Source organism: Pseudomonas psychrophila HA-4, assembly GCF_000282975.1.
Lineage (GTDB): Bacteria > Pseudomonadota > Gammaproteobacteria > Pseudomonadales > Pseudomonadaceae > Aquipseudomonas > Aquipseudomonas psychrophila_A.
This window is the reverse complement of record NZ_ALJC01000093.1, coordinates 1-12,646: the sequence shown is the minus strand read 5'-3', so window position 1 is coordinate 12,646 and position 12,646 is coordinate 1. Positions and strand designations below refer to the sequence as shown.

Below are 12,646 nucleotides of genomic sequence, written 5' to 3'. Positions count from 1 at the left end.
GGAGATTTTCTGAGAGTCCGAACCAAGGGCCTTCCAGAAGATCGACTGGTCTCGCGACCAGATGGCGTAATAATAACAATTCTCATTTTCAAGTCAATACCTGTTTTTGAGCTTTTTTTGCAGGCCCGATAAACGGTGCACGCTAGCTTTTTTTCAGTGTCGATAAGCTCTCCACCTGCTTGTTCAGAAACACTTTTCGCTCCGTCGGTATATCGTTCCAGTGAACGTCCAGCAGGGCGCCTTCAATGGCATACAGCAGCACTTTCGATGCTCGGAAGCCTCGAGCCTTAACCGCGCGGTAGGCATCCACTGCCCCAAGGCGCCTTAAGTCTGAGGCACTGTGAATACCGACTGCGTGCAGCCACTGTGCTGACGTTTTTCCGAGGTTTTTTAGATGCTGGAGTTCATCGTGCATCAGCCCTCCTTGCGACGGCGTGAGCTCAGCGTTTACGAGATGAAACGGATCTGTATGAGTGTAGCGGCTGATAGGAAAGTCGCCGGGCGTTAGTCGGTTTTGGAACAAGCAAGGGGAATAGATGAAGAAGTTGGCGTTAGGCCAATATGAGCCTCTCGTTGAGAGGCCAAGGCTAGAGCGTCTGCCATACGTTTAAAGTCCAAGCTCAACGCCGCTCTGGTGTTGGGGCGGGTGTCGTATTTGCTTTATTTAGTGCGGTAGCGCAAACGCGTGCCGAAATTAACCGACATCAGAATTTCATCAGCCGTCAGTTCAACCGGGAAATACGCGCCTGAGATTTGCGCGTGGGCGAGGCTGGCGCCTTCGATACAGGTATTACGCAAGTCCACGCCGCGCAGGTCCGCAGAGCGAAAGTAGCCATCGGTAAAGTCGACCCCATCGGCATTTAGCGTTCGTAAGTCGAGCCCGCGAAAGTCTCCGCCGCGCATATCGACGTGTCCAGATGGGCGCTGTTGGTTAAACCCGCTGATATCGTCTTTATGCAGTAACGAGTAGAGCGCCGATTCAAGCAAGACTGGGCGGCTCATGGAGCGTCTCCTGATGGATGTGCACGATGATATTATAGCGCCACTATCGGTACGCCGCGAAACCATTGCGGTTTCACGGCGCATACCAGCTCTTATAGACCAGGCAGACGTTGGCGGATATCGCTAATCAGTGTATCGAGGCTTTTGCTGTTGTTGGTTTCGACGCGCTTGCTGCGCAGGATTTCATCCGCGCCGAGTGGTTCGCGGCTTGCTTGTTGTGCCTTGACGACTTCGATGGTTGCGTCGGACGGATCGCTGCCAATGCTTTTGCGATGGGCCAGCCAGCCTTCGATTACGGCGTCGGGTGCGGTGCAATCGAGGATCAAGCACGGTACGCCCGTGGCCTCTGCGACGTTGGCAGCGGCATCGCGTTGTTCGCGATTGAGGTAGGTCGCGTCAATGACCACGGGGAAACCTGCGCGCAGAACAATGCCTGCCAACTCATGCAGTTTGTTGTAGGTCGTAGCGCTGGCGTCGGCGCTGTAAATGCCTTGGCCGATGGTGTTGTCAGTAGTCTGTTCGCCGAACAATCGTTTGCGCACAACGTCGGAGCGCAAACGAATGGCCCCCAAGGATTCAACCAGACGCATGGCAACGGAGCTTTTACCGACAGCCGAAACGCCGTGGGTAATGGTCAGGAAGCGTGAAGGAATCGTGCTGTAGCTTTCAGCCAAATTGGCGTAGTTGCGGTATTGGCGCAGCGTGGCGGCGCGCTGAACGGCGCCGGCCTCGGCTGGCATGCTGAACAGACTGACTTTGGCGCGAACCAAAGCGCGGTAGGCTTTATAGAAGTTCAGCAGTTCAAGGCCCTTATAGTCGCCGGTCAGCTCTAGGTACTGGCTGACAAAACGTCGTGCGAGCGATTTGAGGCCACGGTCCTCAAGGTCCATGGCAAGGAACCCTGCGTCGGCGTACACGTCTGTAAAGCGGAAAGGCTCGTTGAATTCGATGCAGTCGAAAATCACTACCTTGCCGTCGATCATTGTCGCGTTGCCCAAGTGAATATCACCGTGGCATTCGCGGATAAAGCCTTCTGCCTTGCGTTGCTCCAGAAGCGGCTTGAGGCGGGTGAAGCTGGCCTCAGCCCAAGCCTGAAGTGCGTCGAGTTGCTGCAAGTCGGCCTTGTCCGAAAGGAAAGGGCGAATTTGCTCGAAGTTCTGACGCACCGGCTCCATGACCGCTTCGGGCGTGCCTTGGTGATGTTCAAGCGGAACATGCGGGGCATTAGTATGAAAATGGGCGATTTGCTGGGCCATATCGTCGATGTGCGCGGCAGTCAGCTCGCCATTGGCTTGCAGTGTGCTTAGCAGTTGGCTTTGCGGGAACTGGCGCATTTTTAGCGCGTATTCGATGACAGGGCCATCACCGCCTAGTTGGGGTGCTTCAATGGTGCCGGTAATAGGCAATACGTCGAGGTACAGACCTTCGGTTAGGCGTTGGTTGAGGCGCAGTTCTTCGTTGCAAAAGAATTCGCGGCCGCTGAGTTCAGTGAAGTCAAGAAAGCCGAAGTTAACCGGTTTTTTGAGTTTGTAGGCGTAGGGCCCAGTGAGGATGACCCAAGATATGTGGGTCTCGATAACCTGAAACCCGTCGACTTTATGCGGGTATAAGCTCGGATTTTGTAACGCGGCAATCAGGTTCTGGCTCACGGTCGGTCCTTCTAAGGCGGGAAAATTCGATGCGCCATTATGGCTGTTGACAGCGGTCGTGCAAACCGCCGGACGCGCATGATGAACATGAGCAAAGTGCGTATAATCTCGCGCCATGACTCGAACTCGATCCCCCCGCACTCGCTCCAAACGTCCTTCTGGCGGCCTTCGGCCCTGGCTGGGCTGGGCCCTGAAGCTCAGCCTCGTCGGCCTGGTTGTGCTGGCAGGTTTTGCTGTTTACCTCGATGCCATCGTTCAGGAGAAGTTCTCCGGCAAGCGCTGGAGCATCCCTGCCAAGGTCTACGCGCGGCCGCTGGAGCTTTTTGTCGGCCAAAAGCTGAGCAAGAACGACTTCCTGACGGAGCTCGATGCGCTGGGCTATCGCCGCGAAAGTGTGGTCAATGGCCCCGGCGCGGCGTCGGTAAATGGCAACACGGTTGACCTCAACACGCGAGGCTTCCAGTTTTATGAAGGCGCTGAGCAGGCGCAGCCTGTGCGTGTGCGTTTTTCTGGCGATTATGTATCAGAGCTTTCCGCGTCCAACGGCGCCAAGTTACCCGTAGTACGGCTTGAGCCGCTGTTGATTGGCGGTATTTATCCGAAAAACCTTGAAGACCGCATTCTGATCAATATCGATCAAGCACCGCCGTACCTGCTTGATACGCTGGTAGCGGTGGAAGACCGCGATTTTTATCATCACTTTGGTGTGTCGCCCAAGTCGATCATTCGGGCCATGTGGGTCAATACGTCGTCCGGGCAAATGCGCCAGGGCGGCAGTACGTTGACGCAACAGTTGGTCAAGAACTTTTACCTGACCAACGAACGCAGCCTGACCCGCAAACTGACAGAAGCGATGATGGCGCTGCTGTTGGAGATGCACTACGACAAGCGCGAGATTCTTGAGGCGTACCTCAACGAGGTGTTTGTCGGCCAAGACGGCCAGCGTGCCGTGCACGGTTTTGGTTTGGCCAGTCAGTTCTTCTTCAGTCAGCCTTTGTCTGAGCTAAAGCTGCACCAAGTGGCGTTGCTGGTAGGGATGGTTAAAGGACCTTCTGCCTATAATCCGCGTCGCTACCCTGAGCGGGCGCTTGAGCGCCGTAACTTGGTGCTCGATTTGCTCGAGCAACAGGGTGTTGCGACTGCAGAGCAGGTGGCCGCTGCCAAGAAGATGCCGCTCGGTGTGACTAAACGAGGCAGCTTGGCGGACAGCTCATTCCCGGGCTTCCTGGACCTGGTCAAACGCCAACTGCGTGAAGATTATCGCGACGAAGACTTGACCGAAGAAGGGCTGCGAATTTTCACCAGTTTCGACCCCATTCTGCAGATGAAATCTGAAGCAGCTGTTGGCGATACGTTTAAACGTCTGGCCGGGCGCAAAGGTTCGGATGAAGTCGAAGCGGCGATGGTGGTGACCAACCCGGAAACCGGTGAAGTTCAAGCGTTGATCGGCAGCCGCTTACCAGGCTACGCGGGTTTCAACCGGGCGCTGGACGCGGTGCGTCCCATTGGTTCGTTGATCAAACCGGCGGTCTATCTGACTGCACTTGAACGGCCGAGCCAGTTCACGCTGACGAGTTGGTTGTCGGATGAACCGATATCGATCAAAGGAGCCGATGGCCAGGTCTGGACGCCTCAGAATTATGACCGTCGCTCGCACGGCACGATTTTCCTGTATCAGTCGATGATGAACTCCTACAACCTCGGTACCGTTCGGTTGGGGCAGCAAGTCGGTGTACCTAATGTGCTCAAGACGCTGGCGCGGCTGGGTGTAGAGCGCGAATTCCCGGCATTCCCTTCAATGTTGCTCGGCGCTGGGGCGCTGAGCCCGATGGAAGTGGCGACGATGTATCAGACATTGGCCAACGGCGGCTTTAATACACCAATGCGCGGAATTCGCAGTGTGTTGACGGCTGAAGGCCAGCCGCTGAAACGTTATCCGTTCCAGATCCAGCAGCGCTTCGACCCTGCGTCTATTTACCTGATTCAGACCGCGATGCAGCACGTGATGCGCGAAGGTACGGGGCGTTCGGTCTATAACGTGTTGCCGAAAAATCTCACGTTAGCGGGTAAAACCGGTACCAGTAACGATTCGCGTGACAGCTGGTTCGCAGGTTTCAGTCAGGACTTGCTGGCGGTGGTGTGGCTGGGCCGTGATGACAACGGCAAAACGCCATTTACTGGCGCGAGTGGCGCCTTGCAGGTGTGGACCAGCTTTATGAGCAAGGCTGACCCATTGCCGCTTGATATGCCGCAGCCGGACAACATTGTTCAGGCCTGGATTGACCCGCATACCGGGCAAGGCTCTGCCGCTGACTGCCCGGGCGCGGTGCAGATGCCGTATATTCGCGGCAGTGAGCCACCTGCGGGGGCCGGTTGTGGCGCGCAGGCGCCCGCGACAGGCGAAGCCGTGATGGATTGGGTCAAGGGCTGGTTGAATTAAGCAAAGAGGGTTTGACGTGAATAAGTGGTGGATTCCGGCTGTTTCAGCCCTAGCTTTGCTCAATGGTTGCGCCAGCGTGCCACAGGGGTCGATCCCTGTGGTCGACTCCGGCGTTCCGGTGTCGAACAGCGAACGCATTTCGTCGCAGCGCACGACAAATAGTTACCCACAGGCTGCTGCGCCGCGTGCAACGCAGGCCCAGGCGATTCCTCAGGATTCGGGTGTAGTGGTGATGATCCCAGGTGGCGGCGCGGCCGTTTCAACGCCGATCAGCAGCCAGCCGTTCACGCCAGGGCCGATTACCCCAGGCCCGGCAGCCGTTGCGCCGCTCAGCACTGGCAGCTACACGCCGTCAACGACGTACAGTGCTCCGGCGCCTATTACGCCGAGCGGCATTCCGTCCAGCAGCAGTGGCCTTGCCGCTGATGAGCAGCTAGATGGGCCGGTATTGGCGTTGCTGACTACGGCTCAGCAGCAACAGGCGAGTGGCGACTTGAACGGTGCTTCGTCGAGCCTTGAGCGGGCGCAGCGCGTGGCGCCCCGAGAACCGCAAGTGCTTTACCGTCTGGCGCAAGTGCGTATGGCCCAAGGCGATGCCGCCCAGGCTGAGCAGTTTGCTCGTCGTGGCTTGACCTTTGCCAGTGGCCGTCCGGATTTGCAGGCGAGCTTGTGGGGTTTGATCGCCCAAGCGCGTGACAAACAAGGTGATGCGGCGGGCGCTGCACTGGCACGTCAAAAAGCCAAGGTCAGTCTCTGATGGATGTCCGATTTCCAGCGATTGCCGAACAATTATTGCTGATTGAACGTGAGTTGCGCGTGCAGGGCTGGTGGGACGAGGTGTCTCCCAGCGCTGAAGCGCTGAGCAGTGTTGAGCCATTCTCTGTCGACACGTTGGACTTCCATCAGTGGTTGCAATGGATCTTTCTGATAAGGATGAAGCAGATACTTGAGCAGGATCTTCCTCTGCCCAATGCGTCGGGGATTCTTGAGATGGCTGAGATGGTCTATGCCGATCGGCCACAAGAGAGTCTTGGATTGCGGACTGCGCTGAAAAAATTCGACCAATTGATCGTCGACGCTCGTTAATTGCCTGGCTGCCGTTTTTTTCGGCAGTCTTGCGCATATTTCTACCGCTTTGCGCCATTTACGCGAGTTTTATCCCTCATCAACTCGGTTTCTTCTATGTTCTCATGCGCTTAGTTGGAAAAAAGCGCAATTATTGCTTGACTTGGAGAGGCTGAAACAGAAGAATCCAAAGACCGCTGTACAGGGACTGCCAGAAGCAGACCCTCTCAGCAGATCATGAGGCGCATACCCGCGCCGACCTGTTACACCCGCAACGCGTTACCTCGCGCTGGGTGGGAAAACCCCGCAATATTTGGGGGGCTCCCAATACTTGCTCAGTCAGTGCTGACGTAGTCGGCGACCACCGTCGCTCATGCTCTGCTGAGAAGTAAACCTATTAAGACCCGTTCGTATTTTTGTGAACGGTATTCTGGCGTTTTAGAGGTGAACAACGTGGAGCTTTTATCTGGCGGTGAGATGCTCGTCCGCTTTTTGCGTGACGAAGGTGTCAAATATATCTATGGGTACCCTGGTGGTGCTCTCTTGCATGTCTACGATGCATTGTTCAAGGAACCGGACGTCACCCACATCCTGGTTCGTCACGAACAAGCTGCAACCCATATGGCTGATGGCTATGCCCGTGCCACCGGTAAAGCCGGTGTGGTATTGGTAACATCCGGGCCGGGTGCTACCAACGCCATCACCGGTATTGCGACTGCCTACATGGACTCCATTCCGATGGTGATCATTTCTGGTCAGGTGCCTAGCACTATGGTCGGGACTGATGCCTTCCAGGAAACCGACATGATCGGTATCTCGCGGCCTATCGTGAAGCACAGCTTTATGATCAAGCATGCGTCCGAAATCCCGGAAGTCATGAAAAAGGCGTTCTACCTCGCGCAGTCCGGCCGTCCGGGTCCGGTGGTGGTAGATATTCCGAAAGACATGACCAATCCGGCTGAAAAATTCGAATACGTTTTCCCGAAAAAAGCCAAGTTGCGCTCTTACAGCCCGGCTGTGCGTGGTCACTCTGGGCAAATCCGCAAAGCGGTTGAAATGCTTTTGGCGGCCAAGCGCCCGGTTCTTTACGCAGGCGGCGGCGTTATCTTGGGTGGCGGTGCAGCACCGTTAACCGAGCTGGCGAAAATGCTCGACGTTCCCGTGACCAATACGCTGATGGGCTTGGGTGCATACCCGGGCACAGACCGCCAGTTCATTGGCATGCTGGGTATGCACGGCAGCTTCACAGCCAACATGACTATGCATAATGCTGACGTCATCCTGGCGGTGGGTGCACGTTTTGATGACCGAGTCATCAACGGAGCTTCCAAGTTCTGCCCGAACGCCAAGATTATTCATGTTGATATCGACCCTGCGTCCATCTCCAAGACCATCAAGGCAGACGTGCCAATTGTCGGTCCGGTTGATAGCGTTATGACCGAAATGGTTGCGATCCTCAAGGACATCGGCGAGAAGCCAAACCCTGCAGCGGTTGCAAGCTGGTGGAAGCAGATCGATGAGTGGCGCGGTGATCGCGGCCTGTTCCCTTACGACAAAGGTGACGGTAGCAAGATCAAGCCACAAGCTGTGATTGAGATGCTCTGTGAAGTCACTAAGGGCGATGCTTTTGTGACGTCCGATGTGGGTCAGCACCAGATGTTTGCTGCCCAGTATTACCGTTTCAACAAGCCTAATCGCTGGATCAACTCGGGCGGTCTGGGCACGATGGGCTTCGGTTTCCCGGCTGCGATGGGTGTAAAACTGAGCTTCCCTGATGCTGACGTCGCATGTGTGACGGGCGAGGGCAGTATTCAGATGAACATTCAAGAGTTGTCGACGTGCTTGCAGTATGGCCTGCCGGTAAAAATCATCACCCTGAACAACGGTGTTCTCGGCATGGTGCGCCAATGGCAGGACATGAATTACGGCAGCCGTCACTCGCACTCTTACATGGAGTCGCTGCCTGACTTCGTCAAGTTGGCCGAGGCCTATGGGCATGTGGGTATTCGGGTCACCGATCTCAAAGACCTGAAGCCTAAGATGGAAGAAGCCTTCGCCATGAAAGATCGCCTGGTGTTCCTGGATATTCAGGTTGATACCAGTGAGCACGTTTACCCGATGCAGATCAAAGATGGCTCCATGCGCGACATGTGGCTGAGCAAGACGGAGCGTACTTAATCATGCGGCACATTATTTCTTTGCTTCTTGAAAACGAACCCGGTGCTCTGTCTCGCGTTGTTGGGCTGTTCTCGCAACGTAACTACAACATCGAAAGCCTGACGGTGGCGCCCACGGAAGACCCGACTTTGTCGCGTCTGACGTTGACGACCGTGGGGCATGATGAGGTGATTGAGCAGATCACCAAAAACCTGAACAAGCTGATCGAAGTGGTCAAACTGGTTGATTTGTCGGAGAGTGCTCACATCGAGCGCGAGCTGATGTTGGTTAAGGTCAAGGCTACTGGTGCTCAGCGCGCAGAGATCAAACGCACTACGGATATTTTCCGAGGGCAGATCGTTGATGTCAGCGCCAGCGTGTACACCGTGCAGTTGACAGGCACCAGCGACAAGCTCGACAGTTTCATCCAGTCGATTGGTACCGCTTCGATCCTGGAAACAGTTCGCAGTGGCGTGACGGGTATTGCCCGTGGCGACAAAGTACTCAGCATCTAAAATCTAACAAGTGCTAATGGCCTGAATGGCCTGGATACATAAAGGAAAATCATGAAAGTTTATTACGACAAAGACTGCGACCTTTCGATCATCCAGGGCAAAAAAGTAGCCATCATCGGTTACGGCTCTCAGGGTCACGCTCAAGCGTGCAACCTTAAAGATTCCGGCGTGGACGTTACCGTTGGTCTGCGTAAAGGTTCGGCTACTGTCGCCAAAGCTGAAGCTCACGGTCTGAAAGTTACTGACGTTGCCAGCGCTGTTGCCGCTGCTGACCTGGTTATGATTCTGACCCCGGACGAGTTCCAGTCGTCTCTGTACAAGAACGAAATCGAGCCGAACATCAAGAAAGGCGCAACTCTGGCCTTCTCCCACGGTTTCGCGATTCACTACAACCAGGTTGTTCCGCGTGCTGACCTTGACGTCATCATGATCGCGCCAAAAGCGCCGGGTCACACTGTGCGTTCGGAATTCGTTAAAGGCGGCGGCATCCCTGATCTGATCGCGATCTATCAGGACGCTTCGGGCAACGCTAAAAACGTAGCCCTGTCGTATGCGGCAGGCGTGGGTGGCGGTCGTACCGGCATCATCGAAACCACGTTTAAAGACGAAACCGAAACTGACCTGTTCGGTGAACAAGCCGTTCTGTGCGGCGGCACTGTTGAGCTGGTTAAAGCTGGTTTTGAAACGTTGGTTGAAGCTGGCTACGCGCCAGAAATGGCTTACTTCGAGTGCTTGCACGAGCTGAAGTTGATCGTTGACCTCATGTACGAAGGCGGTATCGCCAACATGAACTATTCGATCTCCAACAACGCTGAGTACGGCGAGTACGTAACCGGTCCTGAAGTGATCAACGCTGAGTCCCGTCAAGCAATGCGCAATGCTCTGAAGCGCATTCAAGATGGTGAGTACGCGAAGATGTTCATCAGCGAAGGTGCTACCGGCTACCCATCGATGACCGCCAAGCGTCGTAACAACGCTGCTCACGGCATCGAAGTTATCGGCGAGCAACTGCGCTCGATGATGCCTTGGATCGGCGCGAACAAGATCGTCGACAAAGCAAAAAACTAAGTCAGTACGATTCAGAGAAAACGCGGCCTAGGCCGCGTTTTTTCGTTTACGCGGCGGCTTCTGGTATAAAGCAGGATCGTTTGCGGGTGTTTGTTGATCTGCAAGCCTCTATTGAAACTTTCCATATCGTTGCAAGGTAATGTCCATGAGCGAACGTCCCGAAGAGCCAAAACAGGCTCCTGACGCCGATAGCCTGCTACCTATCGATGAACATGTCGAAGAAGGGCATGACGCTGAAGGTCGCAAAGTCCGGCATCGTGGTATCTATCTGCTGCCGAACCTTTTCACGACGGCGAACCTGTTCGCCGGTTTTTATTCGATCATCAGCTCTATGAGTGCTCAAAGCGCCATGAGTGCCGGCGATGCCGCGGGTGCGAGCAAGTATTTTGCGTTTGCGGCCATCGCGATCTTTGTAGCCATGGTCTTGGACGGCCTTGATGGTCGTGTTGCCCGTATGACTCATACCGAAAGCGCTTTTGGCGCTGAATATGATTCATTGTCGGACATGGTTGCGTTTGGCGTGGCGCCTGCGCTGCTTGCATTTGGATGGGCGCTGGGGGACATGGGCAAGGTTGGCTGGATGGTTGCCTTCATTTATGTTGCGGGCGCTGCTTTGCGTTTGGCCCGTTTCAATACGCAGGTCGGAACTGCTGACAAACGTTACTTTATTGGTTTGGCCAGCCCGGCCGCCGCCGGCGTTGTAGCAGGTATTGTCTGGGCGTTCAGTGATTACGGCATCCAGGGTTCGAAAATGTCGTTCCTGGTTGCCTTGTTGGTGGCTGCTGCGGGCATGCTGATGGTCAGCAACATTAAGTACAGCAGCTTTAAAGAGCTGGACTTGAAGGGGCGTGTGCCATTTGTGGCGATCTTGGCGGTAGTGCTGGTGTTTGCAGTGGTATTCAGTGATCCACCGCGCATTCTGCTACTGGCCTTCTTGGTGTATGCCGCATCGGGGCCGATTCAGTATTTATTGCACCTGCGCCGTAACAAAACCGGCCAATGATGTAATTTCTCCCATACTCCGTAGTCTATTGGGGCATCAGTCCTCCAATACTGCGGAGTTGCCATGCTCATCAAGTTACCAAAAGCGTCCGATTGCAAAGAGTCGGACGTCACGCCTGAGTCCTTCTATTTATCCCGTCGTGCTTTGCTGGGCAGTTCGCTTGCAGGACTAGCCGTTAGCGCCCTGCCGCGTTGGGCGAGTGCCACTGACGATTCGCGCTACGCGGATGTTGATCCGGGTAAGGCGCCGGGCTGGTTTACCGAGAAACTCCCGCAGACCCAGTGGCAGGCAGTGACAGTCAAAGGGGAGGCCGTCACACCCTTTAAGGATGCCACGCACTACAACAACTTCTATGAGTTTGGTACTGATAAAGGTGATCCGGCGCAATACGCCGGCGCCTTGAAAACCGAGCCGTGGACGGTGGTCGTGGATGGCGAGGTGGGTAAGCCGGGGCGTTATGCCCTTGAGGACTTTATGAAGCCTTACCAATTAGAGGAGCGGATATATCGGTTGCGCTGTGTAGAAGCGTGGTCAATGGTCATTCCCTGGATGGGGTTTCCCTTGTCAGCGTTGCTTAAGCAGGTTGAGCCCACATCGAAAGCTAAATTCATACGCTTTGAAACCTTGAAGGACCCGAAAATCATGCCGGGCCAGCGCTCAGACTTTGCGTTGATTGATTGGCCCTATGTAGAAGGCTTGCGTCTGGATGAGGCGATGAACCCGCTGGCCATATTGGCGGTGGGGATGTATGGCCGTGAGTTGGCGAATCAGAACGGTGCGCCTCTTCGTTTGGTTGCGCCGTGGAAGTATGGCTTCAAGAGTGTGAAGTCGATTGTGCGAATCAGCCTGGTTGAGGAGCAGCCGAAAACCACTTGGCAGAGTATTGCGGCTAATGAATACGGCTTCTATGCCAATGTGAACCCACAAGTCGATCACCCTCGCTGGACGCAAGCGCGTGAGCGACGTCTGCCGAGCAACTTGTTTAGCCCTAATGTGCGGGATACGCAGATGTTCAATGGCTATGCGGATGAAGTCGCTTCTTTATATACCGGATTGGATCTGCGGAAGAATTACTGATGAAATTTCCACTGTGGCGTTTCGGCGTATTCATGGCGGCTGCTATCTGGCCTTTGTACTGGCTCTATGCGGCGTGGAGCTTTGCTTTGGGGCCGGATCCTGGAAAGGTGTTGGTTGATCGTCTGGGGCTCGGGACTCTGGTCTTGTTGCTGGTGACGCTGTGCATGACGCCCATGCAAAAGCTGACGGGCTGGCCGGGGTGGATTGCGGTCCGCCGGCAGATCGGGTTGTGGTGTTTTGCCTACGTGATGTTGCACCTGTGTGCCTACTTGTTCTTTGTGCTTGGGCTCGACTGGTCTCAGTTGGGGGTAGAACTAAGTAAGCGGCCTTACATTATTGTCGGCAGCTTGGGGGCACTTTGTTTGTTGGCTCTGGCGGTGACCTCCAATCGTTACAGTCAAAGGCGAATGGGTGCTAGTTGGAAGAAGCTGCATCGCTTGGTGTACGTGGTTGTTGGGCTGGGTCTGTTGCATATGTTGTGGATTGTACGTGCAGACCTGAAAGAGTGGTCGATCTATGCCTTTATAGGAGCGTGCCTTTTGCTGCTGCGGATCCCGCCGGTGATGCGTCGAATCCCTCGCCTATATAAGAAGAAGACAGTACTGGCCACTTAATTCAAATTAAGGCTTGACTCAGATTTTCAACGGCCTATAATTCGCCCCACTTCCGG

12 protein-coding genes are annotated in these 12,646 nt (G+C 55.0%); 9 read left to right on the top strand and 3 right to left on the bottom strand.

Annotated features, from left to right (window positions below; genetic code table 11):
• Positions 1–142: 142 nt before the first annotated feature.
• From B347_RS0114280 to B347_RS0114270, 3 genes are all read right to left on the bottom strand, one after another.
• The gene (locus tag B347_RS0114280; RefSeq protein WP_019410373.1) at positions 143–415 is read right to left on the bottom strand and encodes a TfoX/Sxy family protein; all 273 of its coding nucleotides are present in this window, start codon (positions 413–415) and stop codon (positions 143–145) included.
• 245 nt (positions 416–660) lie between these two features.
• Positions 661–1,002 carry a pentapeptide repeat-containing protein gene (locus tag B347_RS0114275; protein ID WP_019410372.1) on the bottom strand — a complete coding sequence of 114 codons (342 nt, stop codon included), beginning with the start codon at positions 1,000–1,002 and terminating at the stop codon, positions 661–663.
• 92 nt (positions 1,003–1,094) lie between these two features.
• Positions 1,095–2,651 carry an AAA family ATPase gene (locus B347_RS0114270; protein ID WP_026014195.1) on the bottom strand — a complete coding sequence of 519 codons (1,557 nt, stop codon included), beginning with the start codon at positions 2,649–2,651 and terminating at the stop codon, positions 1,095–1,097.
• Between the two features lie 115 nt (positions 2,652–2,766).
• Between B347_RS0114270 and mrcB the strand changes: the two genes are divergently transcribed.
• From mrcB to msrQ, 9 genes are all read left to right on the top strand, one after another.
• On the top strand, positions 2,767–5,091 hold the full coding sequence (gene mrcB, locus B347_RS0114265; RefSeq protein WP_019410370.1) for a penicillin-binding protein 1B: 2,325 nt from the start codon (positions 2,767–2,769) through the stop codon (positions 5,089–5,091).
• A 16-nt stretch (positions 5,092–5,107) separates the two neighbouring features.
• On the top strand, positions 5,108–5,848 hold the full coding sequence (locus tag B347_RS0114260) for a tetratricopeptide repeat protein (RefSeq protein ID WP_019410369.1): 741 nt from the start codon (positions 5,108–5,110) through the stop codon (positions 5,846–5,848).
• Positions 5,848–6,177, top strand: coding sequence for a YqcC family protein (locus B347_RS0114255; RefSeq protein WP_019410368.1), 330 nt, complete (start codon positions 5,848–5,850; stop codon positions 6,175–6,177). The genes B347_RS0114260 and B347_RS0114255 overlap by 1 nt, the downstream gene beginning before the upstream one ends.
• Positions 6,178–6,609: 432 nt before the next feature.
• The gene (locus tag B347_RS0114250) at positions 6,610–8,334 is read left to right on the top strand and encodes an acetolactate synthase 3 large subunit (protein WP_026014194.1); all 1,725 of its coding nucleotides are present in this window, start codon (positions 6,610–6,612) and stop codon (positions 8,332–8,334) included.
• Between the two features lie 2 nt (positions 8,335–8,336).
• Positions 8,337–8,828, top strand: a complete 492-nt coding sequence (gene ilvN / locus B347_RS0114245; RefSeq protein ID WP_019410366.1) for an acetolactate synthase small subunit — start codon at positions 8,337–8,339, stop codon at positions 8,826–8,828.
• A gap of 51 nt (positions 8,829–8,879) precedes the next feature.
• Positions 8,880–9,896: a ketol-acid reductoisomerase gene (gene ilvC, locus B347_RS0114240; protein WP_003194132.1), complete on the top strand. Its 1,017-nt coding sequence runs from the start codon at positions 8,880–8,882 to the stop codon at positions 9,894–9,896.
• Positions 9,897–10,041: 145 nt separating this feature from the next.
• Positions 10,042–10,899, top strand: a complete 858-nt coding sequence (gene pssA, locus B347_RS0114235) for a CDP-diacylglycerol--serine O-phosphatidyltransferase (protein ID WP_019410365.1) — start codon at positions 10,042–10,044, stop codon at positions 10,897–10,899.
• A 63-nt stretch (positions 10,900–10,962) separates the two neighbouring features.
• Positions 10,963–11,976 (top strand): protein-methionine-sulfoxide reductase catalytic subunit MsrP, encoded by a 1,014-nt coding sequence (gene msrP, locus B347_RS0114230; RefSeq protein WP_019410364.1) that lies wholly within the window; start codon positions 10,963–10,965, stop codon positions 11,974–11,976.
• The gene (msrQ, locus tag B347_RS0114225) at positions 11,976–12,590 is read left to right on the top strand and encodes a protein-methionine-sulfoxide reductase heme-binding subunit MsrQ (RefSeq protein ID WP_019410363.1); all 615 of its coding nucleotides are present in this window, start codon (positions 11,976–11,978) and stop codon (positions 12,588–12,590) included. The genes msrP and msrQ overlap by 1 nt, the downstream gene beginning before the upstream one ends.
• Positions 12,591–12,646 lie beyond the last annotated feature (56 nt).

What these genes read in the sequence shown, in the direction of transcription:
- B347_RS0114280 (WP_019410373.1), bottom strand. Translation starts at nt 415, where the DNA reads ATGCACGATGAACTCCAGCATCTAAAAAACCTCGGAAAAACGTCAGCA.
- B347_RS0114275 (WP_019410372.1), bottom strand. Translation starts at nt 1,002, where the DNA reads ATGAGCCGCCCAGTCTTGCTTGAATCGGCGCTCTACTCGTTACTGCAT.
- mrcB (WP_019410370.1), top strand. Translation starts at nt 2,767, where the DNA reads ATGACTCGAACTCGATCCCCCCGCACTCGCTCCAAACGTCCTTCTGGC.
- B347_RS0114255 (WP_019410368.1), top strand. Translation starts at nt 5,848, where the DNA reads ATGGATGTCCGATTTCCAGCGATTGCCGAACAATTATTGCTGATTGAA.
- ilvN (WP_019410366.1), top strand. Translation starts at nt 8,337, where the DNA reads ATGCGGCACATTATTTCTTTGCTTCTTGAAAACGAACCCGGTGCTCTG.
- ilvC (WP_003194132.1), top strand. Translation starts at nt 8,880, where the DNA reads ATGAAAGTTTATTACGACAAAGACTGCGACCTTTCGATCATCCAGGGC.
- pssA (WP_019410365.1), top strand. Translation starts at nt 10,042, where the DNA reads ATGAGCGAACGTCCCGAAGAGCCAAAACAGGCTCCTGACGCCGATAGC.
- msrP (WP_019410364.1), top strand. Translation starts at nt 10,963, where the DNA reads ATGCTCATCAAGTTACCAAAAGCGTCCGATTGCAAAGAGTCGGACGTC.
- msrQ (WP_019410363.1), top strand. Translation starts at nt 11,976, where the DNA reads ATGAAATTTCCACTGTGGCGTTTCGGCGTATTCATGGCGGCTGCTATC.